This is a genomic window from Flavimaribacter sediminis, from assembly GCF_019492055.1.
Lineage (GTDB): Bacteria > Pseudomonadota > Alphaproteobacteria > Rhizobiales > Rhizobiaceae > Flavimaribacter > Flavimaribacter sediminis.
In genome coordinates this window covers 1,523,295-1,550,046 of record NZ_JAICBX010000002.1, presented here as the reverse complement: position 1 = coordinate 1,550,046, position 26,752 = coordinate 1,523,295, and the positions used below count along the sequence as shown (strand labels likewise).

At 61.7% G+C, this 26,752-nt stretch carries 22 protein-coding genes; 7 read left to right on the top strand and 15 right to left on the bottom strand.

Annotation, left to right across the window (positions count from 1 at the left end; all coding sequences use genetic code 11):
• Positions 1-68: 68 nt before the first annotated feature.
• From K1W69_RS15550 to K1W69_RS15535, 4 genes are all read left to right on the top strand, one after another.
• Positions 69-1,481: a murein hydrolase activator EnvC family protein gene (locus K1W69_RS15550; protein ID WP_220229217.1), complete on the top strand. Its 1,413-nt coding sequence runs from the start codon at positions 69-71 to the stop codon at positions 1,479-1,481.
• Positions 1,471-2,832, top strand: a complete 1,362-nt coding sequence (locus K1W69_RS15545; protein ID WP_220229216.1) for a S41 family peptidase — start codon at positions 1,471-1,473, stop codon at positions 2,830-2,832. Before K1W69_RS15550 ends, K1W69_RS15545 begins: the two co-directional genes overlap by 11 nt.
• 213 nt (positions 2,833-3,045) lie before the next feature.
• Positions 3,046-4,143 carry a divergent polysaccharide deacetylase family protein gene (locus K1W69_RS15540; RefSeq protein WP_306308795.1) on the top strand — a complete coding sequence of 366 codons (1,098 nt, stop codon included), beginning with the start codon at positions 3,046-3,048 and terminating at the stop codon, positions 4,141-4,143.
• A gap of 14 nt (positions 4,144-4,157) precedes the next feature.
• Positions 4,158-4,682, top strand: a complete 525-nt coding sequence (locus tag K1W69_RS15535) for an RNA pyrophosphohydrolase (protein ID WP_370688249.1) — start codon at positions 4,158-4,160, stop codon at positions 4,680-4,682.
• Positions 4,683-4,919: 237 nt separating this feature from the next.
• Here the strand turns inward: K1W69_RS15535 and K1W69_RS15530 are convergent, their stop codons facing one another.
• The 7 genes from K1W69_RS15530 to K1W69_RS15500 all read right to left on the bottom strand — a co-directional run bounded on the left by K1W69_RS15530 (position 4,920) and on the right by K1W69_RS15500 (position 13,228).
• Positions 4,920-5,318, bottom strand: coding sequence for a F0F1 ATP synthase subunit epsilon (locus K1W69_RS15530; RefSeq protein WP_220229215.1), 399 nt, complete (start codon positions 5,316-5,318; stop codon positions 4,920-4,922).
• 64 nt (positions 5,319-5,382) lie between these two features.
• Positions 5,383-6,837, bottom strand: coding sequence for a F0F1 ATP synthase subunit beta (atpD, locus tag K1W69_RS15525; RefSeq protein WP_220229214.1), 1,455 nt, complete (start codon positions 6,835-6,837; stop codon positions 5,383-5,385).
• A 25-nt stretch (positions 6,838-6,862) separates the two neighbouring features.
• Positions 6,863-7,747 (bottom strand): F0F1 ATP synthase subunit gamma, encoded by an 885-nt coding sequence (locus tag K1W69_RS15520; protein WP_220229213.1) that lies wholly within the window; start codon positions 7,745-7,747, stop codon positions 6,863-6,865.
• A gap of 42 nt (positions 7,748-7,789) precedes the next feature.
• Positions 7,790-9,319, bottom strand: a complete 1,530-nt coding sequence (gene atpA / locus K1W69_RS15515; protein ID WP_220229212.1) for a F0F1 ATP synthase subunit alpha — start codon at positions 9,317-9,319, stop codon at positions 7,790-7,792.
• Positions 9,319-9,879: a F0F1 ATP synthase subunit delta gene (locus K1W69_RS15510; protein WP_220229211.1), complete on the bottom strand. Its 561-nt coding sequence runs from the start codon at positions 9,877-9,879 to the stop codon at positions 9,319-9,321. The genes atpA and K1W69_RS15510 overlap by 1 nt, the downstream gene beginning before the upstream one ends.
• 732 nt (positions 9,880-10,611) lie before the next feature.
• Complete coding sequence (locus tag K1W69_RS15505) at positions 10,612-10,992, bottom strand: AGROH133_08824 family phage infection protein (RefSeq protein WP_220229210.1); 381 nt, start codon at positions 10,990-10,992, stop codon at positions 10,612-10,614.
• A 34-nt stretch (positions 10,993-11,026) separates the two neighbouring features.
• Complete coding sequence (locus K1W69_RS15500) at positions 11,027-13,228, bottom strand: primosomal protein N' (protein WP_220229209.1); 2,202 nt, start codon at positions 13,226-13,228, stop codon at positions 11,027-11,029.
• Positions 13,229-13,308: 80 nt separating this feature from the next.
• Here K1W69_RS15500 and fsa point away from each other — a divergent pair, with 80 nt between their 5' ends.
• Positions 13,309-13,962: a fructose-6-phosphate aldolase gene (gene fsa / locus K1W69_RS15495; protein WP_220229208.1), complete on the top strand. Its 654-nt coding sequence runs from the start codon at positions 13,309-13,311 to the stop codon at positions 13,960-13,962.
• A gap of 446 nt (positions 13,963-14,408) precedes the next feature.
• On the opposite strand, the gene K1W69_RS15490 is transcribed toward fsa, so the two are convergent.
• Positions 14,409-15,545 (bottom strand): AAA family ATPase, encoded by a 1,137-nt coding sequence (locus K1W69_RS15490; RefSeq protein WP_220229207.1) that lies wholly within the window; start codon positions 15,543-15,545, stop codon positions 14,409-14,411.
• Positions 15,546-15,563: 18 nt separating this feature from the next.
• Positions 15,564-16,472, bottom strand: a complete 909-nt coding sequence (locus K1W69_RS15485; protein WP_220229206.1) for a GNAT family N-acetyltransferase — start codon at positions 16,470-16,472, stop codon at positions 15,564-15,566.
• 333 nt (positions 16,473-16,805) lie between these two features.
• Here K1W69_RS15485 and K1W69_RS15480 point away from each other — a divergent pair, with 333 nt between their 5' ends.
• A complete protein-coding gene (locus tag K1W69_RS15480) occupies positions 16,806-17,747 on the top strand; it encodes a tyrosine recombinase XerC (RefSeq protein WP_220229205.1) in 942 nt (313 codons plus the stop codon).
• Between the two features lie 106 nt (positions 17,748-17,853).
• Positions 17,854-18,936, top strand: a complete 1,083-nt coding sequence (locus K1W69_RS15475; RefSeq protein ID WP_220229204.1) for a TraB/GumN family protein — start codon at positions 17,854-17,856, stop codon at positions 18,934-18,936.
• A gap of 24 nt (positions 18,937-18,960) precedes the next feature.
• Here K1W69_RS15475 and lpdA read toward each other — a convergent pair whose 3' ends face one another.
• The 6 genes from lpdA to K1W69_RS15445 form a co-directional block, all read right to left on the bottom strand.
• Positions 18,961-20,367 (bottom strand): dihydrolipoyl dehydrogenase, encoded by a 1,407-nt coding sequence (lpdA, locus tag K1W69_RS15470; RefSeq protein ID WP_220229203.1) that lies wholly within the window; start codon positions 20,365-20,367, stop codon positions 18,961-18,963.
• Between the two features lie 22 nt (positions 20,368-20,389).
• Positions 20,390-20,902, bottom strand: coding sequence for a hypothetical protein (locus tag K1W69_RS15465; protein ID WP_220229202.1), 513 nt, complete (start codon positions 20,900-20,902; stop codon positions 20,390-20,392).
• Positions 20,903-20,938: 36 nt separating this feature from the next.
• The gene (gene odhB, locus K1W69_RS15460) at positions 20,939-22,174 is read right to left on the bottom strand and encodes a 2-oxoglutarate dehydrogenase complex dihydrolipoyllysine-residue succinyltransferase (protein WP_220229201.1); all 1,236 of its coding nucleotides are present in this window, start codon (positions 22,172-22,174) and stop codon (positions 20,939-20,941) included.
• 39 nt (positions 22,175-22,213) lie between these two features.
• Positions 22,214-25,198, bottom strand: coding sequence for a 2-oxoglutarate dehydrogenase E1 component (locus K1W69_RS15455; protein ID WP_220229200.1), 2,985 nt, complete (start codon positions 25,196-25,198; stop codon positions 22,214-22,216).
• A 262-nt stretch (positions 25,199-25,460) separates the two neighbouring features.
• Positions 25,461-26,372, bottom strand: coding sequence for a succinate--CoA ligase subunit alpha (sucD, locus tag K1W69_RS15450; RefSeq protein ID WP_220229199.1), 912 nt, complete (start codon positions 26,370-26,372; stop codon positions 25,461-25,463).
• Between the two features lie 8 nt (positions 26,373-26,380).
• Positions 26,381-26,749, bottom strand: coding sequence for a cupin domain-containing protein (locus K1W69_RS15445; protein ID WP_220229198.1), 369 nt, complete (start codon positions 26,747-26,749; stop codon positions 26,381-26,383).
• Positions 26,750-26,752: the final 3 nt, after the last annotated feature.

Sequence of the window (26,752 nt, the reverse complement as noted above, 5' to 3'; positions counted from 1 at the left end):
AGAGCGTGTTCTGATCTTCATTCACGGCCAGAACATTCGGCCCTTAAGATTATTGCAAAGTTTCGTAGATGCGGTCTTCGGCAGGCAACAGCAACGGATCAGGCAGAAGCGGGTTCGACACCATCCGGACCGTCGCTTTGCTGCTTGTTTTCGCCCTGTTGCCGTCTTTAGCGCTTCCCGTCGCCGCCCAGGACGGCGCTCAGCCGGCGGATGAGCCCGCTGGCGAGATCAAAACCCTCGAAAAACAGCAGGCGGAAGGCCGCGAGCGGCTGCAACAGATCAAGGCCGACATCGAGGTGTCGGAGCAGCGTCGCGCAGAGCTCGAGCAGGAAATCGCGTCGCTCAAGCACGACCAGGCGTCTCTGCGCACGGCGCTGCTGCAAAGCGCGAAAACGCAAAAGAAGCTATCCGACGACATATCGGACGGCGAAAAGAGGCTTGCTGCGCTCGCCGGGCGCCAGGAGGCCATCAGAGCGTCGCTGCGATCGCGCAAGGCGATTCTGGCCGAAGTTCTCGCCGCCCTGCAGCGGATGGGGCGCAACCCCCCGCCGGCTATTCTGATCAGCCCGGACGACGCGCTTGCCTCGGTTCGCAGCGCCATTTTGCTTGGCGCCGTGGTGCCCGAAATTCGCGAGGAAACCGGCAAGCTGGTGGCTGATCTGCAGGAACTGACAGAAATTCACGCTTCCATCGCCAATGAGCGTGAACGGTTGATTGCAACGCTTGGCGAGCAGGCCGAGGAAGAGGAAAAACTGAACCTGCTGCTTGAGGAAAAGAACAGGCTCGCAGCAGCGCGCAATGACAGGCTGGGCGAAGAACGCCGCAAGGCCGAGGAACTGGCGATGCGGGCGAGCAGCCTGAATGATCTGATCGCTTCGCTTGGCAGCGAGATTGAATCCGCCCGCGAGGCCGCCGAGCAGGCGCGGCTTGCCGAAATCCGCCGCATGGAGGAAACCGAACGCCGCCGCGAGCAATTGAAGGCCCGCAAACGCGAGGGAGACCCTGATATCGAGCGCATGGCGCCCGCCTACGCGTTTTCGGAATTGTCGGAAAGCCTTGAGTTGCCGGTCAGGGGCGAAGTCACGGCCAGTTGGGGCGACGACGACGGAACCGGCAACGCGTTGATGGGAACCATGGTTGCAACGCAACCGGACGCACTGGTGACCTCGCCTGCGGACGGCTGGGTCGTCTATGCCGGCAATTTCCGCTCCTATGGACAATTGCTGATTCTCAACGTCGGCGAGGAGTACAATCTCGTTCTCGCCGGCATGGGCCGCATCGACGCCTCCATCGGCCAGTTCGTCGTCGCCGGCGAGCCGGTCGGCCGCATGAGTTCACGAAGACTTGCGGCAATGGGCGCTTTGAGTCTGGCGTCGGATGCCCCGACGCTCTACATTGAGTTCAGAAAAGATGGCAAACCCATCGATCCCGGCCCATGGTGGGTCAAGTCTCCTTCGGGAAGGATAAGCAATGATTCGTAAGGTATCTCTTTTAGCTGCCGGCGCTGTGATGGGCGCTATGTCCGTCGCCGGTCTGCAATATGCGGGAACGACGGCGGTCGCAGCCAATTCCGACACCTACAAGCAGCTCTCCATTTTCGGCGAAGTTTTCGAGCGAGTGCGGGCGAACTACGTCAAGCCGCCGGATGAGGGCGATCTGGTTGAAAACGCCATCAACGGCATGCTCACGTCCCTCGATCCGCATTCGAGCTACCTCAACGCCAAGGACGCGCTGGACATGCGCACCCAAACTCGCGGCGAGTTCGGCGGGCTCGGCATCGAGGTGACGCTCGACCAGGACAGCGAACTGGTCAAGGTCATCACACCGATTGACGATACACCGGCCCAGAAGGCGGGCGTTCTCGCCGGCGACCTGATTTCCGAGATCGACGGTGAGCCGGTGCGCGGCCTGAGCCTGAGCCAGGCGGTCGACAAAATGCGCGGCGCGGTCGGCACGAACATCAAGCTGACGATCCTGCGCGAAGGCGCAGACGCGCCGATCGACATCGACATCGAGCGCGACGTCATCAAGATCAAGGCGGTGAAGTTCCGCGCCGAAGACGATATCGGCTATATTCGCGTCATTTCCTTCACCGAGAAGACCTATGACGACCTGGACAATGCGATCAAGGAACTCAAAGAACAGATTCCGGAAGACAAACTCAAGGGTTACGTCCTCGATCTGAGGCTGAATCCGGGCGGCTTGCTGGATCAGGCGATCAGCGTGTCCGACGCCTTCCTTGACCGCGGAGAGATCGTTTCGACGCGGGGACGCAATCCCGAGGAGACGCGACGCTACAATTCCCGACCGGGCGACCTCACAGGCGGCAAGCCGGTCGTGGTGCTGGTCAATGGCGGATCGGCGAGCGCGTCCGAGATCGTCGCCGGCGCTTTACAGGATCATCACCGCGCGACTATCGTCGGCACCCGCTCGTTTGGCAAAGGCTCGGTTCAGACGATCATCCCGCTCGGCGAGAACGGCGCACTGCGTCTGACCACGGCGCTATATTATACGCCTTCCGGCACCTCCATTCAGGGGTCCGGCATCGAGCCCGAGATCATCGTCGAACAGCCGCTGCCCGACGATCTCAAGGGACGCGTGCGTGAAACCGGTGAATCCGAGTTGCGCGGCCACATCGAAGGCGACAACGAAACCGACGAAGGGTCCGGGTCAATCGCCTACGTGCCGCCGGAAGCCGAGGATGACGAGCAGCTGAAATATGCGCTGAAGCTCATTCGCGGCGAAATCTCCGATCCGGCCTATCCTCCGAAGTCCGATCAGGCAGCCGCCGTGCAGATGGACAAGGAAGAGGCTCCGGCTACGACTGAATAAGGTCTTTTGGCGGCGGGTAGCGTTGATCAACGCACCCGCCGTCTTATCGCAGTTGCCAAAACATCATCGCCCGTAGATTCTGCCGGAACAGCGAATCACCGACAATTACGTGCGGCTCCCGTGAACAGCGATTCCGAAATCAACAGGCCATTGGGTCAGAACCGTCCGGAGCGGCGGCGAACTGTCGCTGTTCCGGGGAGTCCTGGAGCCTGGTTGGCCGGAATTCTGTGTCTGGCGGTCATCGCCGCCTCGACCGCCACCGCCCTCCATCGTCCGCCCCTGCGCGACCAGTCCATGGCGGCGGCGCACATGGCTCCGGCGACGGACGTCGTCAGCATGGTTGTCGAGAGAGCCGAACTGAAGCCGGGCTCAACCATTTTTCAAACCGGCGCATCCGGGGCCGACGTCGAGACGATCCGCAACGGCGACGGAAGCATCGTGACGAAGGTAACCCCGCTTGATCGCCCGCAGGACGGACCGGTGATCCTGACCGGCGCCCGCGCCATCGGCCAGAGCGCGCACATGGCGCACCTGCCGATCCCGGAACTGCTGGAGCCGGGAAAATATGGAGATCTGCCTGTTATCGGCCCGGACGGGAAGAAACCGGTCGAAGCCTATGCGCGACCCTGGTCGGGCGCTCGCGGCACACGGATCGCCATCGTCGTCGGCGGGCTGGGCGTCAGCCAGACAGGAACCCAGTATGCAATACAGACGCTTCCGGAAGGCGTGACCCTCGCGTTTGCCGCGAGCGGCAACAGCCTGCAGCGCTGGCTGCAGGAAGCCAGGCGCGGAAACCACGAGGTTCTGCTGCAGATACCCTTCGAACCCTTCGGCTATCCGTCCACGGACCCGGGTCCGCATACGCTGGTCACAGCCGACGGGACGAGGCAGAACATTGACGATCTGCACTGGGCGCTCGGCCGGATCACCAACTATACCGGCGTCATGAATTTCATGGGTTCCCGCTTCCTGTCCGATCCGGACGCAATCGAACCGGTATTGCAGGAAATAGCCGGACGCGGCATCCTCTTCCTAGACGACGGCACGTCAGCGCAATCGCTGGCAGGCGTCGTGTCGCAATCTCTCGGCGTTCCGTTCGCGCAGGCCGACATGGTGGTGGACCAGAAACTGTCGACAGACGTCATCATGGCGCGACTCGACGAGGTTGAAAGGATCGCCCGCCGGAACGGCGAAGCCATCGCCGTCGCTTCCGCCTTCGAAGTCAGCGTGGACACCGTGGCCGCATGGATCAGGGAAGTGGAGCGGCGGGGCGTGGAAATCGTTCCTGTCTCGGCGCTCGTTGAACACTGAAGAGGACAGTATTCGTGTCAAAGGACAAACACGCAGAAATGCCCTATCGCCCGTGTGTGGGCGCAATGGTGTTGAATAGCGAAGGACGGGTTTGGATCGGACGGCGAGTCAACGACGTCAACAGCGAGGTGACGCCCGACATGCTGCAACTCTGGCAGATGCCCCAGGGTGGAATCGACAAACGGGAAGACCCGCTCGAAGCGGCGAAACGCGAACTCTACGAGGAAACCGGCATCCGCAGCGTCTCGCTGCTGGCGCGAGCGCCAGACTGGATCAATTACGATTTGCCGAAAGACAAGATCGGCTTCGCGCTGAAAGGCAAATATCGCGGACAAACGCAACGCTGGTTCGCCTTTCGCTTCGAAGGCGACGAGAGCGAAATCGCGATCAATCCGCCGCCCGACGGACATGAAGCGGAATTCGACGACTGGCGCTGGGCGCCAATGCGGGACCTCCCGGACCTGGTCGTGCCATTCAAGCGCAAGGTTTACGAAGAAGTCGTCGCGGCCTTCGCCCATCTGGTCGAGCCGACACAATGAAATGCACCGGAAGATTGCGAAGTAGACCAGGCACTGGATAACCGAGGCAATGACGCCGGCGACTGGTCTTCCGATCCACAACAGGCCAGCCGGCAGATAAAACAGAAAGCCGACCAGCAGCGTCGGCCAAAAGCTGCGGGGTTTCGCCTGCTGCTGGTTCATGGTCGGACGCTACGAGACACAAATAAAAAAGCGGGCCATGAGCCCGCCTTGATAGTCAGCATGTCTTGCATCGGCCTAGACGGCGTTCTGCAGCGTTTCAAGATGATTAAGGTGCTCGGCGATGCGCGTTTTGTCCGCATCGGTCTTGGCGTCCGCCAAGTCTTCGCGCGTATCCTGAATGCGCTGTTTCAGCGCTTCATGGTCGATATCTTCCACGCGAACGGCGGATTCGGCAAGCAACGTACAACCATCGGGCAGGATATCTGCGAAACCGCCGAAGACGACGTAGCGCTGGTTTTCTCCGGAATCGGTCGTCACCGAAACGATGCCCGGCTTGATCGTCGTCATCGTCGGCGCATGATGAGCCATGACGGTCATCTCACCGTCTGAGCCCGGTATGATCACCTGCGAAACGGCTTCCGAAAGCAGCAACTGCTCCGGAGATACGAGCTCGAAATTGAAACTGTCAGCCATCGGACGTCATTTCCCGTTCGGTCGTGGCGACCGGGTCCTTTCCGGACCCCGCCGCCGCATCAAATCAGGCTGCTTCCGCAGCGAGCTTCTGTGCCTTCTCGACAGCCATGTCGATGCCGCCGACCATGTAGAAGGCCGCTTCCGGCAGATGGTCGTACTCGCCTTCGACGAGGCCCTTGAAGCTCTTGATCGTGTCTTCGATATCGACGAACTGGCCCGGCGAACCGGTAAACACTTCGGCGACGAAGAATGGCTGCGACAGGAAGCGCTCGATCTTGCGGGCGCGGGCAACCGTCATCTTGTCTTCTTCGGACAGTTCGTCCATGCCCAGGATGGCGATGATGTCCTGAAGCGACTTGTAGCGCTGCAGAATCGACTGCACCTGGCGGGCGACGTCATAGTGTTCCTGGCCAACGATCATCGGGTCGAGCATACGCGACGTGGAGTCGAGCGGATCCACGGCCGGATAGATGCCTTTCTCCGATATCGCGCGGTTGAGAACCGTCGTTGCGTCCAGGTGGGCGAAGGAGGTCGCAGGCGCCGGGTCGGTCAAGTCGTCGGCCGGAACGTAGACGGCCTGCACGGAAGTGATCGATCCCTTGTTGGTGGTGGTGATGCGCTCCTGCATGGCGCCCATGTCGGTCGCCAGCGTCGGCTGATAACCCACGGCCGAAGGAATACGGCCGAGAAGCGCGGACACTTCCGAACCCGCCTGGGTAAAGCGGAAGATGTTGTCGACGAAGAACAGAACGTCCTGACCTTCGTCACGGAAATGTTCAGCGATCGTCAGACCCGAAAGCGCAACGCGGGCGCGGGCGCCGGGCGGCTCGTTCATCTGGCCGAAAACCAGGGCGCATTTTGAACCTTCAACGGACCCGTCGTTTTCCTTCGGATCCTTGTTCACGCCGGATTCAATCATTTCCCAGTAAAGGTCATTGCCCTCGCGGGTGCGTTCGCCAACGCCTGCAAAGACGGAGTAACCGCCGTGCGCCTTGGCGACGTTGTTGATCAGTTCCTGGATGAGAACCGTCTTGCCCACGCCGGCGCCGCCGAACAGGCCGATCTTTCCGCCCCTTGCGTAAGGCGCCAGCAGGTCCACGACCTTGATGCCGGTGACGAGGATCTCTGCTTCCGTCGACTGATCGACATAGGCCGGAGCTTCCTGGTGAATGGCGCGCGTTTCGGAGGTCTTGACCGGGCCTGCTTCGTCGATCGGCTCGCCGATAACGTTCATGATGCGGCCGAGCGTCTCGGGGCCAACCGGAACTGCGATCGGCTGACCCATGTCCACGACCTGCTGACCGCGGACCAGACCTTCGGTGGAGTCCATCGCGATGGTGCGAACGGTGTTCTCGCCGAGATGCTGCGCGACCTCGAGAACCAGGCGAACGCCATGGTTGTCGGTTTCCAGCCCGTTCAGGATCGCCGGAAGATGATCTTCGAACGCGACGTCGACGACGGCGCCGATCACCTGCGTCACGGTGCCGGTTACACCGGCTTTTGTGGTTGCCTTGGCCATAATCGTACTACCTCATTCAAGAGTCTCAGAGCGCTTCGGCGCCCGAAATGATTTCAATCAGTTCCTTGGTGATCTGCGCCTGGCGCTGGCGGTTGTAGCTCAGCGTCAGCTTGTCGATCATCTCACCGGCGTTGCGGGTCGCATTGTCCATGGCGGACATGCGGGCGCCCTGCTCGGACGCATTGTTTTCCAGCAATGCGCGGAAAATCTGCACGGCGATGTTGCGCGGTATCAGATCGCTGAGGATCGATCCGGCGTCCGGTTCGTAGTCGTATACAGCCGAGGCGTCCTGATCCACCGCGTCGCTCTCGCCGACGGGGCTCGCCGGAATGAGCTGCTGGGCGGTCGGTATTTGGCTGATGACCGACTTGAACTCGGAATAAAACAGCGTGCAGACATCGAAAGCGCCTTCGTCGAACAGCCCGATCACCTTGCGGGCGATCTCGTCTGCGTTGACGAAGCCGATATTCTTGACTTCGCGAAGATCGACGCGGTCGATGATGTGCGACCCAAGATCGCGGCGCAGAATGTCGTAGCCCTTCTTGCCGACACAGAGGATCTTGACCTCCTTGCCGTCGGCGATCAGGGAGCGGGCGTGCTCGCGCGCCAATCTCGCGATCTGCGAGTTAAAGCCGCCGCACAGTCCGCGTTCGGCCGTGCAGACCACCAGGAGATGCGTCTGGTCGCTTCCGGTTCCCGTCATCAGCCGCGGCGTATCATCCCCGTCCGACACCGCATTCGCGATATTGGCGAGCACAGCGCCCATGCGCTGGGAATAGGGACGCGCGGCTTCGGCCGCCTCCTGGGCGCGACGCAATTTCGCCGCGGCGACCATCTGCATCGCCTTGGTGATCTTCTGCGTCGCCTTGACCGAGGCTATCCGGTTTCTCAGATCCTTGAGTGAAGGCATCCGTTATCCGTCCGTTCTCGTTGTTCAGCCGTCGGCTTTCGCTCAGGCGAAGGATTTCGCGAAATCGTCGATCGCTGCTTTCAGCTTATCGGTGATTTCGTCGGTCAGCGCCTTTTCGGTGCGGATCGCGTCAAGCACGTCCTTGCCGTCGCCGCGCATGTGGGACAGAAGACCCTGCTCGAAGCTGTTGACCTGGTTGATCGGAAGCTTGTCGAGATAGCCGTTGACGCCGGCGAAGATGACAGCGACCTGCTCTTCCGTCTTGAGCGGCGAGAACTGCGGCTGCTTCAAAAGCTCGGTCAGACGCGCGCCGCGATTGAGCAGACGCTGGGTCGCGGCGTCGAGGTCGGAGCCGAACTGGGCGAACGCCGCCATTTCGCGGTACTGCGCCAGTTCACCCTTGATCGACCCGGCGACCTGTTTCATCGCCTTGATCTGGGCGGACGAACCCACGCGGGACACGGACAGACCGACGTTCACCGCCGGACGGATGCCTTGGTAGAACAGGTCCGTTTCCAGGAAGATCTGACCGTCGGTGATAGAGATCACGTTGGTTGGAATAAAGGCCGACACGTCGTTGCCCTGGGTTTCGATGACCGGCAGGGCAGTCAGCGAACCGGAGCCATTGTCGGCGTTGAGCTTCGCGGCGCGCTCGAGCAGGCGCGAATGGAGATAGAAGACGTCGCCCGGATAGGCTTCACGGCCCGGCGGACGGCGAAGCAGCAGGGACATCTGGCGATAGGCGACAGCCTGCTTGGACAGGTCGTCGTAGCCGATAAGGGCGTGCATGCCGTTGTCGCGGAAATATTCGCCGATCGCGCAGCCGGCGAACGGCGCCAGGAACTGCATCGGAGCCGGATCGGAAGCGGTTGCGGCGACGACGATCGAATATTCAAGCGCGCCGCGCTCCTCGAGAACCTTTACAAACTGGGCGACGGTGGAGCGCTTCTGGCCGACAGCGACGTAGACGCAGTAGAGCTTGTCTTCTTCCGGGCCGTTGTCGTGGATCGGCTTCTGGTTGAGGAAGGTGTCCAGGATGATGGCGGTCTTGCCGGTCTGGCGGTCGCCGATGACGAGCTCGCGCTGGCCGCGACCGATCGGGATCAGCGCGTCGATAGCTTTCAGGCCGGTCGACATCGGCTCATGCACCGAACGGCGCGGAATGATGCCGGGGGCCTTGACGTCAACGCGCGAACGCTGGGTCGCCTTGATCGGGCCCTTGCCGTCGATCGGGTTGCCGAGAGCGTCGACCACGCGGCCGAGCAGTTCCTTGCCGACGGGAACGTCAACGATGGCGCCGGTCCGCTTGACGGTGTCGCCTTCCTTGATGTCGCGGTCGGAACCGAAGATCACGACGCCGACATTGTCGACTTCGAGGTTCAGCGCCATGCCGCGAATTCCACCGGGGAATTCCACCATCTCACCGGCCTGGACATTGTCCAGACCGTAGACGCGGGCGATGCCGTCACCGACGGACAGAACCTGTCCGACTTCGGAAACTTCCGCTTCCTGGCCAAAGTTTTTGATTTGATCTTTTAGAATTGCGGAGATTTCCGCGGCGCGGATGTCCATCAGCCGACCTCTTTCAGTGCAAGCTTAAGGGTGGAGAGTTTTGTACGAATGGATGTGTCAATCTGACGCGACCCGATCTTGACGATCAGACCGCCGAGGATCGACGGGTCGACGGTGACATTGGCTGCCACGTCCTGTCCGGTCACGCTTTTCAGCGCTTCCGCGAGTTCTTTTTCCTGGGCCGCCGTCAGTTTGCGGGCGGAGACGACCTCAGCCGAAACCTCGCCGCGATGCTTTGCGGCGATGGCGCGGTAGGCCCGGATAATGCCTGGAATGGCGAATAGCCGGCGATTGCGCGCAACGACGCGCAGGAAGTTTCCGACCAGTCCCTGGAATTCCGCCTTGTCGGCGATGGCCGAAATGGCCTTGAACTGCTCATCGGCGGAAAAGACCGGGCTTTCGATCAGCCGGCGAAAGTCCTCGCTCTCGGTGATCATGGTCTCGAGACGGGTCAGTTCGTCACCAACGGCTTGTTCGGATTTGCCTTCCAATGCCAGCTCGAAAAGCGATGATGCATAGCGTTGCGCAACACCGGATATGAGCGAAGTTGTGTCTGCCACGGGCACAATTATCTCTGAACTGAATTCGAAGATATGGAATCAGAATCCTGAGATTCTGCAAATCTTTGAATTTGTTTCGATTTTTTCCGGCGCGAATTGAGTTTCCACAATGCCCCGCCGGAAATTCGAGCCTCGTCTAGCATAGCTATGTGGGAGTCGCAACACGCTTTGACACATGCTTTTGGATGAGCGTGGACAAAAGCGTCGCTCAGCGCTGGCAAAACCGCAAACGCCGCAAATGCGGCGGTTCAGGGCCTTTCAGGGAAAATGGCCGCCGCGGATGCGACAGCCATTGTTTCATACTATCCGCTTTTGGCGTTGAGCGGTCAGTAGACCGGATGCGGAGGCGGTGGCGGCGGATTATGCGGAGCCTTGACCACTACGACAGCCGGATGACCGGGAGGCGGAGGAGGAGGAGCCGGCTGATGCGGGGCAACCACGACCACGGCGTGATGCGGCGGAGGCGGTGGGGGAGGCGCGGCATCGGCGCTTGCCAGTGGAACTACGGTAGCTGCGATCAATGTGCAGCCGGCGATTGCTGAAAGAATGATTGAGTTTCTCATGACTGAATTCCTCTTGTTCGAGTTCATCAGGCAGTCGTGTCAGGTCGACAGGCTTGGCAGTGGCTGTCTGAATACCTCATTGATATGCTGATCGGAAATCGGAAATTCAACAGGCCTTCGCTCCGTATTCGGCACGGCAGCCATGCAGAATCGCACAGGCTCAAACGAGCTAGAATACATAGGCCAGCGGCCCTGCCGCCAGTAGCGCCTCGATCACAGTCTGCAACACCTGGATCCGCGACATGGCCCTGTCGACGACAGCCGTGACGACGCGTCCGAGCACCGTGACCGCCCAGCACGCGCCGAGCACCAGATAGACGAAGGGCTGCGCGAACATGATCGAGCCCAGACCGGCGGCGAACAGAAAACCGGCCATGACAGACCGGATCTCGGCGACCGCGTCGTCCCGGCCGGCGACGGTTCCGATCCCCATGGCGCGCAGGGTCAGCCGCGGCAGAACGAACAGCATAAGCCCCAACAGCGCCGTCGCCGCAGCGCTTGCGAAAGCCAGCCACTCGCCTGACGATGTCGGATAGGGAAATTCAAACATGGTGACCTTCCATTTGCGGGAATCGCGTTGCGCTCTATAGAAAACTCTGTGGATCGATATCGATCTGCACCCGGACCGAGCCGCGCGGCTTTGGTCCGGTTTCGATCATCCGGGCGACATAGGATTGAATATCCGATTGCTTGCGCCCGTGGACAAGCAGCCGGTAGCGGTACCGCCCGCGCACCAGCGCAAGCGGCGCTTCGGCCGGACCGAGCACGCGAATGTCGGCGAGGCCGGGCGCGGCGCGGCGCAGGTCCCGCGCATGGTTTTCCGCCTCGCTTCGATGCGCGGCCGAGACGATGAGCGCGGCAAGCCGGCCGAATGGCGGCAGGCCCGCTCTCTCGCGCTCGGCGATCTCGCGCTCGTAGAAGGTTTCGGGATCACCGGAAATGATGGCGGCGATCACGGGGTGCTGCGGCTGATAGGTCTGCAGGAAGGCGCGGCTCGCGCGTCCGCTGCGGCCGGCGCGCCCCGTGACCTGCGAAAGAAGCTGGAAGGTCCGCTCGGCGGCGCGCGGGTCTCCGTTGCCGAGACCCAGATCCGCGTCGACGATCCCGACCAGCGTCATGAGCGGAAAGTTGTGACCCTTGGCGACGAGTTGGGTGCCGATGACGATATCCGCCTCGCCATTGGCGATCGCCTCAAGTTCAAGGCGCAGCCGCTTGACGCCGCCCAGCATGTCGGAGGACAGCACGATGGTGCGGGCGTCCGGAAAATGCCGGTCGACTTCTTCCGCAATCCGCTCGACGCCGGGACCGCAAGCCACCAGATGGTCGAGCGCGCCGCATTCCGGACAGGCCTCGGGCGCCGGTTCGTGATGGCCGCAATGATGACATTGCAGCTGACCGCGAAACCGGTGCTCGACGAGCCAGGCCGAGCAGTTTGGGCATTCGAAACGATGACCGCAAACCCGGCAAAGCGTCAGCGGCGCGTAGCCGCGGCGATTGAGAAAGAGCAGCGACTGTTCTTCCCGTTCGAGCGTCTGCCGGATTTCACCGATGAGCACGGGCGAGAGGAAACCGCCGCGGTCCGGCGGGTGGCGACGCATGTCGATGCAATCGATATCCGGCAGGGCCGCGCCGCCGAAGCGTTCCGGCAGGCGGATGTGATGATATTTGCCCGTATCCGCATTGACCCGGCTCTCGATCGACGGGGTCGCCGAGGCGAGCACCACGGGAAAGCGGCCGAGATGCCCGCGCACCACCGCCATGTCGCGCGCATTGTAGTGAACGCGGTCCTCCTGCTTGTAGGCGGTGTCGTGCTCCTCGTCGACGACGATCAGTCCGAGTTCGCGGAAGGGCAGAAACAGCGCGGAACGAGCGCCGGCCACCGCCCGGATCTCGCCGCTTGCGACCTGTCTCCAGACCTTTTCACGCATGCGGGGGGTCACGTCGGAATGCCACTCGGCCGGGCGACTGCCGAATCGCGACTCGAAACGTTCGAGGAAAGTGGCGGTCAGGGCGATTTCCGGCAGGAGGATGAGGACCTGACGGCCGGCCGCGAGGCGATCGGCCACCGCCTCGAAATAGACCTCCGTCTTGCCGGAGCCGGTGACGCCGTCGATGAGGGTGGGTTTCGGCTGACTTGCTGCGGCGAATTCGACAAGCTCCTCGACGGCGGAACGCTGCGCGGGGCTGAGTTCCGGCTCGGCGTAACCGACATCCGGCTCGGCGACGGCCGGCCGGGGCGGAATGAGAACGGTTTCCAGCACGTCCTGCTTCACAAGGCCCTCGACGACGCTGGCGCTGACGCCGGCGGCGTGGGCGAGCCCGGATTTGGTCCAGGAAAAACCGTCGCCAGCCATTTCGATCACCCGTTCGCGCGCCGCCGTCATTCGCTCCGGTCGGCTCTCAGTCAAACGCAGCCCCTTTTCCGGCAGCTCCGGCTCGAGGGCCGCCGGCGCCCGCAGCGCCATGCGCGCGACCAGACCCGGCGGTGACAGCGTGTAGGCGGCGACCCAGTCGATGAAGCGGCGCATCTCTTCTGATATCGCCGGACAGTCGAACACGTGGGTGATCGGCCTCAGCTTCGCGGAGGCCACGCCGTCCGTCTCGCCATGCCATACAACGCCGGCGACCTGGCGCGGCCCGAGCGGCACCTGCACCACGTCGCCCGGCCGCGCCTGCATGCCTTCCGGCACGGCGTAGCTGTAGGGACGAGGGGTCGGAACCGGCACCATGACCGGCACGGTTTCGGTTGCCGGCAGGCCGATCTGCAATTGCCGCGAATCTTTCATTGTGCTGGTGACCTTGCCCCGCGATTGCGTTAAAGGGAAGCCATCAAAAAAACCAAACCGCTTTGTCAGGCGAGGAAAACATGAAATTTTTTGTCGATACAGCCGATGTCAGCGAGATCCGCGAACTGAACGACACCGGGCTCCTGGACGGCGTGACCACCAATCCGTCGCTGATCATGAAATCGGGCCGAGACATCGTCGAGGTGACCAAGGAAATCTGCGATATCGTGGACGGACCGGTCTCGGCGGAAGTCACGGCGACGGAATACAAGGAAATGCTGACCCAGGCGGCGTTTCTCGCCAAGATCGCCGACAATATCTGCATCAAGCTGCCGCTGACCATGGACGGGCTGAAGGCCTGCAAGGCGCTGACCTCGGACGGTCACAAGACCAACGTCACGCTGTGCTTTTCCGCCAACCAGGCGCTACTCGCCGCCAAGGCCGGCGCGACCTTCATCTCGCCTTTCCTCGGACGGCTCGACGACATGGGCATCGACGGCATGGAGCTGATTTCGGAGATCCGCACGATCTACGACAATTACGACTTCGACACGGAAATCCTCGCCGCCTCGATCCGCACCGTCAATCACGTGAAAGACGCCGCGCTGATCGGCTCCGACGTCGCGACCGTGCCGCCGGCGATCCTGAAGGCGCTGGTCAAGCATCCGCTCACCGACAAGGGCCTCGACGCATTTCTGGCGGACTGGGCCAAGACCGGCCAGAACATCGGCTGATCTGACCCCATTGGAACAGGGATTCGCGACGCAGACATTCGCGAATCCCGACCTCTCATCGAGGCGCTTTCGCGGCAGAAACCATTAAATTATTGTTTTTATTGCGTTATTTCTTACAGAAATTTTGTCCTTCAGAATAGCGCCAAATCTGGCTTTGTTTCGGGAATTCGCCTTTTTCGCCTTTTCAAGCGATCTGGCTTCGTTTCGGGAATCCGGTTTTCGGCTCTTTATGCAAACTGGCTTTGTTTCGGGAATTTGGACTTTCCCGTTCTTCAGGTCATCTGGCTTTGTTTCGGGAATCCCGTTTTTTGCTCCAGATCCGAAAGTCCCGCCGCCTTTTCACGCGATCGCCTGCGCCGTGCATGGTAGCATAAAACGCCGTGAAACGCAGCAAGAATGTTTACTTTATGTTCTGTGCGCGGCGATGAACCGCGAAGACCCGTCGCCTAATCTTCCTCGGCGCGCATTTCGCCGGTAATCGACAGGCCTTCGATTTCCGTGGCGCCGTCACGGCGGACGACGGTTCGCGCACGCGCGCCGCAGCGCTCGGTGATGGCCTCGGCGAGAACGGTCGAATGGGTCACCACCCAGATCTGGCTGTCTGCCGAGGCGCGCCCGATCATGGCGGCGAGCGCCGGCAGCATGTCGGGATGAAGGCTCGCCTCCGGTTCGTTCAGCGCGATGAATCTGGGTCGCCGGTAGGACAGCAGCGCCGCCGCCAGCGCAAGAAAACGGATCTGGCCGTCCGACAGCTCACGCGGCTGGAAGATCCTGTGCGGGAAATCCGGAACGACAAGTCCGAACTCCGCCGTCTCGTCCGGTTCGGGCATGGACAGGGCCGCGCCGCCGAACGCGTCGTAGACGGCGCGGTCGAGATCGATCGTGTCCTGTCTTGTGTGGGCGAGCGTTGCGAACACAGCTGCGAGATTGGCGCCGCCCTCGTCAAGCATCGGCGCGGTCACCGGCCGGCATGGCTGGCGAAGCGGCGACCCGGCGTCGGTCCTGAAGCCGTGATAGAAGCGCCACTGTCCGAGCATGTGACGCAGCGTGCTGATTTCCGGGTAGTGGCCGGCGTCGCCGAGCAGGAACAGCGCCGTTTCCGAGACCAGCGGGGCGTCCGGATAGTCTTCCATGCGGCCGTCCGCATTGCGCGCCGAGATGTGGGCGCCCTCGCGGCGCATCATCACATGCGGCCGGCGCCCCGTGTCGATGCTCAGTTGCTCTGCCTTGACCTGCGCCTCGTGGGTGAAGCCCGCCGCAGCCTCGGTAGGACGAAAACCGCATTCGACCTCGTAGATGTAGACAACGCCGCGTTCCTCATCGACGATTTCGGCCGAAAGCCTGATCCGCGCCTTCTTGTGCTTCGGCGTGTCGCCGCTCCAGTAGGCCGAATAGATGCCGCCCTCTGCGGCGATCTCGTGTGCGAGCTGTCCGTCTGCCGCGGCCTTGATCAGTTGCAGGGCGCGATAAAGATTGGACTTGCCGGCGCCGTTCGCTCCGACAAACAGGTTGACCGGTCCGAGATCCATGCGGATCGCGCGCAACGACCGATAATGTTCGGCGCGCATCGATCTCAGATACATGGAAATCGTGGATGTCCGTCAGGATTCGAGTTTGAATCGACGGTCCGCATCTTCGGGCAGACCGTGTACGCAATGACGTTCCAGCGCCTTGGTGACTTCCGCCGGATCGCCGTCGAGCTCCTCGGGCTGTATGAGGTGACCGATCTTGAAATTGAACGTCTTGCTCTTCTTGTTGAGCACTTCGTGGAACACGGTCATGTCGCGCAGTTCCGTCGACCAGCGCGACAGCCAGTAGAACAGGCCGGAATTGCGGGCCGACATATGAACCGGAAGGATCGGCATGTTGTATTTACGCGCAAGGCCGACGGCGGACGGTTTCCATGGGCGCTCGTTGAGCTTGCCGTTCTCCCAGTAGGCGATGCGGCCCGACGGGAACAGAACGGTGGCCTTGCCTTCCTTGACTGCATGATTGGTCAGGCGGAGCGTTTCGCGCGCCTTCAGCTTGCTCTTGAGTTCGTCGCGCCACTCGACCGGGATGATGATTTCCACGTAACGCGGATTGACGCGTAGCGCGTCGCGATTCGCGTAGATCATCATATCGGGACGGCGTTCTTTCAGAAGGTCGAACACCGCGACGCCGTCGGCGATGCCGGTCGGGTGATTGCTGACGAGAACAAATCCGCCCTTTTCGGGAATCCGCTCGCCATTCTCAACCTTGATCTCGAGATTGAGCATGTCGCTGGCGAACTGCATCGCATCGTAACCGGGAAGATTGGCGATGGAGTCTGCGAACTCGATCGCCTGGCGATAATGCAGGATCATGTAGAGCATCGGCCGCAGAACCGGCCAGAACGGGTTATTGACGATCTTCTCGCCGCGCTCGGCGATCAGTTGGTCGACGATATGGCCCGGCTGCCCGTAGGAATAAAGGGCGATCCGGTCTGCCAGAGAATCGAGGCCCGTCAGTTGAAACCGCTTCTGTGACATGATGGTTCCCCGCTAGTGCGCTATGAGTCTATTACAGCCGAATGTGTACTCATAATGACACGCGCGTTCGCCTCCCCTTACAACCGGATATACTGATGTTACACAGTCATTTACGCATTAACTTAAATCTAACCCCTCGACCGGACAATAGAGTCTTGCGAGGGGCCGGATATCATATAATGCCATGAATCGGGCTTGGCTAGTGTAGTAGAATCGAAGTTCCATCCATCATTTCAACAGTCTGCTGCAGGAACTTCAGATTCGGGCCGCCAGCCGAATCACCTACTTCACGAAGCGTAGATGATTCCTTTTTCAAATTGAATTCCGGCGCCCATGAAACGAGATGAATTTTTGATACATGCAAGGCCAGATCTGCTGACGCAGGCGCAGGCCTGGCTCGAGCACCTGTCTTGCGAGCGCAGACTGGCCGGCAACACGCTGGAGGCCTATGAGCGCGATCTGCGCCAGTTCTTCGCCTTCCTGACCGGTCACCTGGGCGGCGCGCCCAACCTTGCCGACCTGTCGGAACTCAGACCCGCCGATATTCGCGCCTTTCTTGCCGCGCGGCGCGGCGACGGCGCGGGAAACCGCACCGTTGCGCGCGGGCTTGCGGCAATCCGGTCTTTTCTGCGCTTTTTGCAGAAACAGGGGCTGGTCAACGCCGCCGGCGTCAACGCGATGCGCGCGCCGCGCCAGCCCAAATCCCTCCCGCGACCGATGACGGACACACAGGCGCTCGCATTGACCGAATTCGACAGCCAGCTTGCCGAAGAACCCTGGGTCGCGGCGCGCAACGCGGCCGTAATGACGCTGCTCTATGGCTGCGGCCTGCGCATATCCGAAGCGCTTGCGCTGACGCCGTTTGACCTGACCGCGGACCGGACATCGCTGACCGTGACCGGCAAAGGCGGCAAAACCCGGATTGTCCCGCTTCTGGAGGTCGCGCGGGAGGCCGTCGCAGATTATCGCAGGCTCTGCCCCTGGACGCTGGAGCTTGACGCGCCGCTGTTTCGCGGCGTACGCGGCGGCGCGCTGCAACCCGCCATCATCCAGAAGGAAATGCGCCGCATGCGCAGCGCCCTCGGCCTGCCGGACAGCGCCACCCCGCATGCGCTGCGCCATTCCTTCGCGACCCATCTTCTCGCCGGCGGCGGCGATCTGCGCTCGATCCAGGAATTGCTGGGGCATGCGAGCCTGTCGACGACGCAGATCTATACGGGCGTCGATACGGCCCGCCTGCTCGACGCCTACAAGAAGGCGCATCCGCGCGCGTGACACGATCTTTTAAGAACATCATGCGATTGGCCATAAAGGTTCGGTCGCAGCCATTGCCGACCATGCAATCAGATCGCCCGACCTATCCATTGCGCAGGAGCCTTTCATGAAAACGCTATCAGGCCAATACGAAGCAGAGCCGCGCCTGCGGATGCTCCTCAGAACCCTTTCGGCGGCGCATCTGGCGTTTCTTGTCTTCTTTATTGCAATCCTTACGGTCGCTGTCGAAACCGCGCGGGGGCAAGAAATTGTCTGCGGGGGCGAAAACCTGATGCCATTGCTTGAAACCGATCACCCCGAAGCGATTGCGGCGATCGAAGCAGCGGAAGCCGAAACCGTCAACGGCAACGGATTGCTCTGGCGCATCGAAAAAGACGGCGTCGCACCGTCATGGCTCTTTGGAACCATGCATGTCGCCGATCCGCGCATCACGGCGATGACGCCGGCGGCGCGAGAGGCGTTCGAACAGGCGGACGTCATCGCCGTCGAAGTCAAGGAAATCGGCGACAATCCGGAGAAACTGGCCGGCGTCCTGTTCGGCAATCCCGAATTTTCCGCGCTTCCCGAAGGCCAGACCCTGGGCGACATCCTCGACGAGGAGGAAACGGCCGTGCTCAAGGCCGCCCTGCGCCGAAAGGGCGTGCCCTATATTTCGGTTTCCAAGATGCGGCCCTGGCTGGTGATGAGCATGCTTTCCACGCGCGACTGCGATGCGAAACACATGCAGGCCGGCGCCACACTGCTGGACATAAAACTCGCCGGAGACGCCGCCGACAGCGGCAAGAAACTGCTGGGGCTTGAAGCCATCGAGGAACAGTTCAGGGCGATCAACGCAGCGCCGCTGGACTCGCAGGTCGACATGCTGATCGCCACCGCTGCCCTGGACGATCGCATGGAGGACCTCCACGAAACCATGACCGCGCTTTATCTGGAACACCGGATAGCGGCGATCATGCCCATGCTCGCCGAAATGTCGAAAATCTATGGCTTTCCGGACGGAGACGCCGAGACCGCGATTTTCGAGGATGAGCTGATCAACAAGCGCAACCGCACCATGGTCGAACGCGCGGGCGCCATTATCGACGAAGGCAACGCATTTCTCGCCGTCGGCGCCCTTCACCTGCCGGGCGATGACGGGCTTGTCGAATTGTTGCGCAAGGACGGCTACAAGCTGACGGCCGTGGACTGACCGGGATAACCGCCCGACCGCCGATCACATGTGGATCGTCTTGTCCCAGGCGCCGAGCGCCGCCTCCTTGACGGATTCCGACATCGTCGGATGGGCGTGACAGGTGCGGGCGAGATCCTCGGCGCTGCCGCCGAACTCCATCGCCACACAGGCCTCATGGATCATCTCGCCGGCCCCGAAGCCGAGAATGTGAACGCCGAGGATCCTGTCGGTCCTCTTGTCTGTCAGCACCTTGGCGAATCCGTCCTGCTGCAGCATGGCGCGCGCCCGGCCATTCGCCGAGAACGGGAACTTTCCGACCTTGTAGTCCACGCCGGCCGCCTTCAGTTCTTCTTCGGTCTTGCCGACGGAAGCGACTTCCGGCTGGGTGTAGACGACGCCCGGAATGACATCGTAATTCACGTGTCCCGCCTTGCCGGCGATGATTTCTGCGACTGCGACGCCCTCGTCCTCCGCCTTGTGGGCAAGCATCGGCCCGGCGACCACATCGCCGATCGCGTAGACGCCGGAAACATTGGTGCGATAGTGGTCGTCGATTTCGACCCGGCCAACCTTGTCGGTTTCAATGCCGGCTTCGTCGAGACCGAGACCGTCCGCATAGGGTTTGCGTCCAGTCGAAATCAGCACCACATCGGCTTCGAGCGTCACGGCGTCGCCGCCCTTGACCGGCTCGAACGTGACCCTTGCGCCGTCGCCGGCCTTTTCAACGGCCGTGACCTTGGCGCCCAGCTGGAACTTCAGGCCCTGCTTGGCAAGCAGTCTTTGACACTGTTTGGACACCTCCCCGTCCATCGGACCGAGGATCTTGTCGAGGAACTCGACGACGGTGACTTCGGCGCCCAGCCGCGACCACACGGAACCGAGCTCCAGCCCGATGACCCCGCCGCCGACGACGATCATCTTCGCCGGCACTTTTTCAAGCGCCAGAGCGCCGGTCGAGGACACAACGACCGTCTCGTCGATCTTGACGTCGAGGCCGGGAATGCCGGCGACGTCCGAGCCCGTGGCGATCACGATGTTCTTCGTTTCCAGTTCGCTGACATTGCCCTCTGCGTCGGTGACGGACACCTTGCCGGCGCCGACGATCTTTCCGGCGCCGCGGTGAACGTCGATCTTGTTCTTCTTCATCAGAAAATTAAGGCCGTCGGTATTGGATTTCACGGTCGTGGTCTTGTGACCCATCATCTTGCCGAGATCGAGCGTGAGGTCGCCAACGCCGACGCCGAGAGCCTCGTAGCTGTGGCCGGCGTCCGCATAAATCTCGGACGCATGGAGCAGCGCCTTGGAGGGAATGCAGCCGACATTCACGCAGGTGCCGCCGAGCGTGTCGCGTTTTTCGACGAGCGCCGTCTTCAGACCGAGTTGCGCCGCCTTGATCGCGCACACATAACCGCCGGGTCCGGCTCCGATTACGATGACGTCATAAGCCATTGTGGCCAATCCTTTCGCTCAGCTATTCCTGACAGGCATAGAGTGACAGATATTCAAATTCGATTGCAGGCAGGCCCGCCTCGACGAAGAGCGCCGATTGCGTCAGCGCCTGGTCGAGCCCCTGCATGACGACATAGGGGCTTGCTGGCTGGTGATGTCCGGGCAGCGGCGCCGTCCCGCCGTCGGCGCCGGAGGCAAGCATTGGTCCCTGCCAGATTCGGCACTGCGACAGATCGTTCCCCGTCACGTCGCCTTCCGGACAATCGTCGAGAACGACGCCGAGTTCGCCTTCGCCGGCTTCGTCCGGAAAGACATAGCCGTCAAGCATGGGGTCGAGACCATCGACGACGACGCGGAAGCTTCTTGTTTCGTCGCCTCTAAACTCCAGCAGGATCGCCTGGTCCGCCGCCTGGTAGGCGGCGAGCGCAAGCGGACAGTTTCGCCCGGTCTTGCCGCCGTCGGATGACGCCGCTCCGGTTTCTCCCACTCCGAAACAGAGAATGGCGACCGGCGCTATGGCGGCAAGCGGTTTCATCACAGTTCCGTTTCCGTTTTCCGGTCCGCGGCCGGATCAGAGGTCGAGGACGAGACGTTCCGGATCTTCAAGGCTTTCCTTGACCCGCACGAGGAAGGTCACGGCTTCCTTGCCGTCGACAATCCGGTGGTCATAGGACAGCGCCAGATACATCATCGGGCGGATGACCACCTGGCCGCCGATCGCCATCGGCCGCTCCTGGATCTTGTGCATGCCGAGAATGCCCGATTGCGGCGCATTGAGGATCGGCGAGGACATCAGCGAACCGTAGACGCCGCCGTTGGAAATGGTGAAAGTTCCGCCCTGCATGTCCTTCATGTCGAGCTTGCCGTCGCGCGCAGCCATCCCGAGGCGGGCGATTTCCGCTTCGATCTGGGCGATCGACATGGCGTCTGCGTCGCGCACCACCGGCACGACGAGGCCCTTGTCGGTGCCGACGGCGACGCCGACATGGCAGTAATTCTTGTAGATGATCTCTGCGCCGTCAATCTCGGCGTTGACCGCCGGAACTTCCTTCAGCGCATGGCACACGGCCTTGGTGAAGAAGCCCATGAAGCCGAGCTTGACGCCGTGCTTCTTCTCGAAGAGCTCCTTGTACTTCTTGCGCAGGTCCATCACGGCCGTCATGTCCACCTCGTTATAGGTGGTCAACATCGCCGCCGTGTTCTGAGCGTCCTTCAGACGCCGCGCAATGGTCTGGCGCAGGCGGGTCATCTTGACCCGTTCCTCGCGCGCCTCGTCATCCGACGACGAAGCAGGACGGGCGACAGCGGCCGGCGCCGGCTGCGGCGACTGGTCGAAACCCTTTTCGATCGCGTCGATGACGTCGCCCTTGAGGACCTGGCCGCGCTTGCCGGTGCCTTCGACCTGCTCCGGCTCGACGTCCTTTTCTTCCATCATCCGCGCTGCAGACGGCGACGGCGGCATGTCGGATTTTCCGGATGCGGCCGGTTTTTCCTCAGACGCCGGCTTTGCCTCTGCCTTCGGTTCTTCCCTGCTTTCCTTCGCCGGTTCGGACTTGGCGGCGGCCGCCGCGCCTTCGGCGATTTGTCCGAGGATGGCGTCGACCTCGACGGTGTCGCCTTCCTTGGCGACGATCTCGGAGAGCGTGCCGGCGGTCGGCGCCGGAACCTCGATCGTCACCTTGTCTGTTTCAAGCTCGAGGAGCGCCTCATCGACGGCGACGGCGTCGCCGACCTTCTTGTACCAGGTTCCGATCGTTGCTTCTGAAACGGATTCTCCCAGAGTGGGAACGCGGATTTCAGTGGCCATGTTGTTTTTCCGTTATGTCAGTTTCGTTGCTGAGGATCGTCAGTTGCCGAGCGCATCCTCAAGGAACGCTTCGAGCTGCGCCTTGTGCTTCGACATCAGCCCGGTCGCCGGAGAGGCGGCCGCCGGCCGACCCGTATAGCGCACGCGCTGATACTTGGCGTCGATATGCGCGAGCACCCATTCCAGATAGGGATCGATGAAGGACCATGCGCCCATGTTCTTGGGTTCTTCCTGACACCAGACCATTTCGGCCTGGCGGAAGCGTGAGAGTTCGTTGATCAGCGCCTTGGCCGGGAAAGGATAGAGCTGTTCGAGACGCAGCAGGTAGATGTCGTCGACGCCGCGCTGTTCACGCTCCTCGTAAAGGTCGTAATAGACCTTGCCGCTGCACATGACGACGCGCCGGATCTTGTTGTCCTTCTGCAGCTTGATCGGCTGGTCCTTGAGTGTTTCGGCGTCGTCCCACAGCAAGCGGTGGAACGACGTATCGCTGGCCATTTCCGAAAGCTGCGAGACGGCGCGCTTGTGGCGCAGCAGCGATTTCGGCGTCATCAGGATCAACGGCTTGCGGAAGTCGCGCTTCATCTGCCTGCGCAGGACGTGATAGTAGTTAGCCGGCGTAGAACAATAGGCGACCTGCATGTTGTCTTCGGCGCAAAGCTGCAGGAACCGCTCGAGCCGGGCCGACGAATGCTCCGGACCCTGGCCTTCATAGCCGTGCGGCAGCAGGCAGACGAGGCCGGACATGCGCAGCCATTTGCGTTCGCCCGACGAAATGAACTGGTCGAAGACAACCTGCGCCCCATTGGCGAAATCGCCGAACTGGGCTTCCCATAGCGTCAGCGCGTTCGGTTCCGACAGAGAGTAACCGTATTCGAAACCGAGCACAGCCTCTTCGGAGAGCATCGAGTTGATGACTTCGTAGAGCGCCTGACCGGAGCTCAAATTGTTGAGCGGGATGTAGCGGCCCTCGTCCTTCTGGTCGTAAAGCACCGAATGGCGTTGCGAGAAGGTGCCGCGCTCCACGTCCTGACCGGACAGGCGCACGGGATGGCCTTCCAGCACCAGGGAGCCGAAGGCCAGCGCCTCCGCCGTCGCCCAGTCGATGTTCTCGCCGGTCTCGATCATCTGCGCGCGATGATCCATGAACCGCTTGATCGTGCGGTGGACGTTGAAGTCCTCCGGAACCGTGGACAGCTTGCGGCCGATATCCTTGAGCTGCTTGACGGTGATCGCCGTCTTGCCCCGGCGCTTTTCGTCCTGGTTGTCGGCGACCCGCATGCCCGACCAGGCGCCGTCCAGCCAGTCGGCCTTGTTGGGCTTGTAGGAATGGCCCGCCTCGAACTCTTCTTCGAGATAGGCGCGCCAGTCGGCGCGCATGGTCTCTAGCTCTTCCTCGGTCAACAGGCCTTCGGCTATCAGCTTCTTCGAATAGATTTCGACGGTCGTCTGATGCGCCCGGATGCGGTCGTACATGATCGGCTGGGTGAACGCCGGCTCGTCGCCCTCATTGTGGCCGAAGCGGCGATAGCAGAACATGTCGATGACCACCGGCTTTTGGAAGGTCATGCGGAATTCGGTCGCGACCTTCGCCGCATAGGTCACCGCTTCCGGATCGTCGCCGTTGACGTGGAAGATCGGCGCCTCGATCATCTTCGCCACATCCGACGGATAGGGCGAGGAGCGCGAGAAGCGTGGATTGGTCGTGAAACCGATCTGGTTGTTGATGATGACGTGGATCGTGCCGGCGACCCGGTGGCCGCGCAGGCCCGACAGGCCGAGGCACTCGGCGACCACGCCCTGACCGGCGAAGGCGGCGTCGCCGTGCAGCAGCAGCGGCAGCACCTGAACGCGCTCGGAAAGCGGCACGACTTCGCCGCGCCGGGACCCGGCGAGCAGATCCTGCTTGGCGCGCGCCTTGCCCATGACGACGGGATTGACGATTTCGAGGTGCGACGGGTTGGCGGTCAGCGACAGGTGCACCTTGTTGCCGTCGAATTCCCGGTCCGAGGAGGCGCCGAGATGGTATTTCACGTCGCCGGAGCCTTCGACGTCATCGGGCGTGAAGGAACCGCCCTTGAATTCGTTGAAGATCGCCCGGTGCGACTTGCCCATGACCTGGCTGAGCACGTTGAGACGGCCGCGATGCGCCATGCCCAGGACGATTTCCTTCAGGCCCATGCCGCCGCCGCGCTTGATGATCTGTTCGAGCGCGGGAATGAGCGATTCGCCGCCATCGAGGCCGAAGCGCTTGGTGCCCTTGTACTTCACGTCGATGAACTTTTCGAAGCCTTCGGCCTCGACCAGTTTCTGCAGGATCGCCACCTTTCCGCGCTTGGTGAAATCGACGCCCTTGTCGGGGCCCTCGATGCGCTGCTGGATCCAGGACTTCTCTTCCGGATTGGAGATGTGCATGAACTCGACGCCGATCGTCGAGCAGTAGGTCCGCCTCAGGATCTCCAGCATCTCGTTGATGGTGGCGTATTCCAGGCCCAGCACATTGTCGAGGAAGATGCGTCGGTCATAATCCTGCGGCGTGAAGCCGTAGTTTTCCGGTGACAATTCGTTGTAGTCTTCCTTGGCCTCGGCGATGCCGAGCGGATCGAGATTGGCGTGCAGGTGGCCACGCATGCGATAGGCGCGGATCATCATGATGGCGCGCACGGAATCGCGCGTCGCCTGCAGGACGTCGACATCCTCGATCGCCGCCGATCCGTTGGCGGCCTTTTCCTTCAGCCGGCCCTCGATGTGTTTTTCGACCGTGCCCCAGTCGCCGTCGAGCGCGGACACCAGTTCGCCGTTCGCCTGGATGGGCCAGTTCGGTTTCTTCCAGGACGCGCCCCTGGCGGCCTTGCGCACGGCGTCCGCATCATCCTGCAAAGCGCCGAAAAACGAGCGCCACTCGTCCGGAACGGAGGACGGATCATCCTCGTATCGGGCATACAGGTCTTCGATGTATAATGCGTTGCTTCCGTAGAGAAAAGACGTCGCCTGGAAGGCTTCGTTGGCTTGCTGTCTTGACATCAGCCTTTTGCGGAGATTTCCGCCTCCTTGAACTTGCCGACGGCCCTGCCGGCCGCCACTCGAGCGCCCTTCCGGGGCCTCGCCTAAACCAAATTGCGGCGCATCCCGGACGCGCCCTACACTAGTCACGTTTCACACCGCAACGGAACCCTTTTTCCCGACAGGAAGGCGGGGATCCGTCACAACTCCGTTAACGGAGCCTCGCCCGCCGGCGTCAATCGCCGCACAGGCGCTTCGGGCGGCTACCGCCGCCCTTCCTTATCTAGCCCTTCAACACCTCGACGAGCGTGCTGCCGAGTTGCGCCGGAGACGGCGACACCGTGATGCCGGCCGCTTCCATGGCTGCGATCTTGTCTTCCGCGCCGCCCTTGCCGCCGGAAATGACGGCGCCGGCGTGACCCATCGTGCGGCCCGGAGGCGCCGTGCGGCCGGCGATGAAGCCGACGGTCGGCTTCTTGCGGCCCTTTTTGGCCTCGTCGGCCAGGAACTGCGCTGCGTCTTCCTCAGCCGATCCGCCGATCTCGCCGATCATGATGATCGACGTCGTCGCGTCGTCCGCCAAAAACATCTCAAGCACGTCGATGAACTCGGTGCCCTTGACCGGGTCGCCGCCGATGCCGACGGCCGTAGTCTGGCCGAGCCCGGCGTTCGACGTCTGGAAGACTGCTTCGTAGGTAAGCGTTCCCGAGCGCGAAACAACGCCCACGGAGCCTTTCTTGAAAATATTGCCCGGCATGATGCCGATCTTGCATTCTTCAGGCGTCAGAACGCCCGGGCAGTTCGGTCCGATCAGCCGCGAATTCGACTTCTCGAGCCGCGCCTTGACCTTGACCATGTCGAGAACCGGAATGCCCTCGGTGATACAAACGATCAGCGGGATCTCGGCGTCGATCGCCTCGATGATCGCCGCGGCGGCGCCGGCCGGCGGAACGTAGATGACGGAGGCGTCGGCGCCCGTCGCGTCGCGGCCTTCGGCGACCGTGGCGTAGATCGGCAGATCCGCGGTTCCGTCGCCAACCTTGCCTGTCCAGGTTTCACCGCCCTTTTTCGGGTGAACCCCGCCGACCATCTTCGTGCCGTAGTAGGCGAGCGCCTGTTCCGTGTGAAAGGTTCCTGTCTTGCCGGTCAGTCCCTGGACGAGAACCTTGGTATCCTTGTTGACGAGAATGGACATTCTTCTTCCTAAAGTCGGTTGAGTTCTGAAACGGTAAGATCGCTCTCGGCGTTGCCGGTGTTCAGGGTGGTCGCGGGCTCGAACATCAAAACGACGGGTTCGTGCGTCAGCGAACGCGGCCGGTGCTCCACCGTTTTCGGCACCACCATGAAATCGCCTTCGCCGAGTTCCACCGCGCCGTCCCTGAAGTCGATTGCAATGCGTCCGCGCAGGACGAGAAAACCCTCGTCTTCCGCGTCATGCGCGTGCCAGTCGAAGATTTCGCCGAACTTGGCGATCTTGACCTGGGAATCGTTGACGTCTCCGGCGATGTGGGGCTGGAAAACCCCGATTATGCCTTCGGCGGCTTCGAGGAGATTGATCTTGTGCGGAGGCACCTT

What these genes read in the sequence shown, in the direction of transcription:
- K1W69_RS15475 (WP_220229204.1), top strand. Translation starts at nt 17,854, where the DNA reads ATGAAAACGCTATCAGGCCAATACGAAGCAGAGCCGCGCCTGCGGATG.
- atpD (WP_220229214.1), bottom strand. Translation starts at nt 6,837, where the DNA reads ATGGCCAAGGCAACCACAAAAGCCGGTGTAACCGGCACCGTGACGCAG.
- K1W69_RS15500 (WP_220229209.1), bottom strand. Translation starts at nt 13,228, where the DNA reads ATGAAAGATTCGCGGCAATTGCAGATCGGCCTGCCGGCAACCGAAACC.
- K1W69_RS15490 (WP_220229207.1), bottom strand. Translation starts at nt 15,545, where the DNA reads ATGTATCTGAGATCGATGCGCGCCGAACATTATCGGTCGTTGCGCGCG.
- fsa (WP_220229208.1), top strand. Translation starts at nt 13,309, where the DNA reads ATGAAATTTTTTGTCGATACAGCCGATGTCAGCGAGATCCGCGAACTG.
- sucD (WP_220229199.1), bottom strand. Translation starts at nt 26,372, where the DNA reads ATGTCCATTCTCGTCAACAAGGATACCAAGGTTCTCGTCCAGGGACTG.
- K1W69_RS15550 (WP_220229217.1), top strand. Translation starts at nt 69, where the DNA reads ATGCGGTCTTCGGCAGGCAACAGCAACGGATCAGGCAGAAGCGGGTTC.
- K1W69_RS15505 (WP_220229210.1), bottom strand. Translation starts at nt 10,992, where the DNA reads ATGTTTGAATTTCCCTATCCGACATCGTCAGGCGAGTGGCTGGCTTTC.
- K1W69_RS15520 (WP_220229213.1), bottom strand. Translation starts at nt 7,747, where the DNA reads ATGCCTTCACTCAAGGATCTGAGAAACCGGATAGCCTCGGTCAAGGCG.
- K1W69_RS15530 (WP_220229215.1), bottom strand. Translation starts at nt 5,318, where the DNA reads ATGGCTGACAGTTTCAATTTCGAGCTCGTATCTCCGGAGCAGTTGCTG.
- K1W69_RS15465 (WP_220229202.1), bottom strand. Translation starts at nt 20,902, where the DNA reads ATGAAACCGCTTGCCGCCATAGCGCCGGTCGCCATTCTCTGTTTCGGA.
- odhB (WP_220229201.1), bottom strand. Translation starts at nt 22,174, where the DNA reads ATGGCCACTGAAATCCGCGTTCCCACTCTGGGAGAATCCGTTTCAGAA.
- K1W69_RS15480 (WP_220229205.1), top strand. Translation starts at nt 16,806, where the DNA reads ATGAAACGAGATGAATTTTTGATACATGCAAGGCCAGATCTGCTGACG.
- K1W69_RS15485 (WP_220229206.1), bottom strand. Translation starts at nt 16,472, where the DNA reads ATGTCACAGAAGCGGTTTCAACTGACGGGCCTCGATTCTCTGGCAGAC.
- lpdA (WP_220229203.1), bottom strand. Translation starts at nt 20,367, where the DNA reads ATGGCTTATGACGTCATCGTAATCGGAGCCGGACCCGGCGGTTATGTG.
- K1W69_RS15545 (WP_220229216.1), top strand. Translation starts at nt 1,471, where the DNA reads ATGATTCGTAAGGTATCTCTTTTAGCTGCCGGCGCTGTGATGGGCGCT.
- atpA (WP_220229212.1), bottom strand. Translation starts at nt 9,319, where the DNA reads ATGGACATCCGCGCCGCGGAAATCTCCGCAATTCTAAAAGATCAAATC.
- K1W69_RS15455 (WP_220229200.1), bottom strand. Translation starts at nt 25,198, where the DNA reads ATGTCAAGACAGCAAGCCAACGAAGCCTTCCAGGCGACGTCTTTTCTC.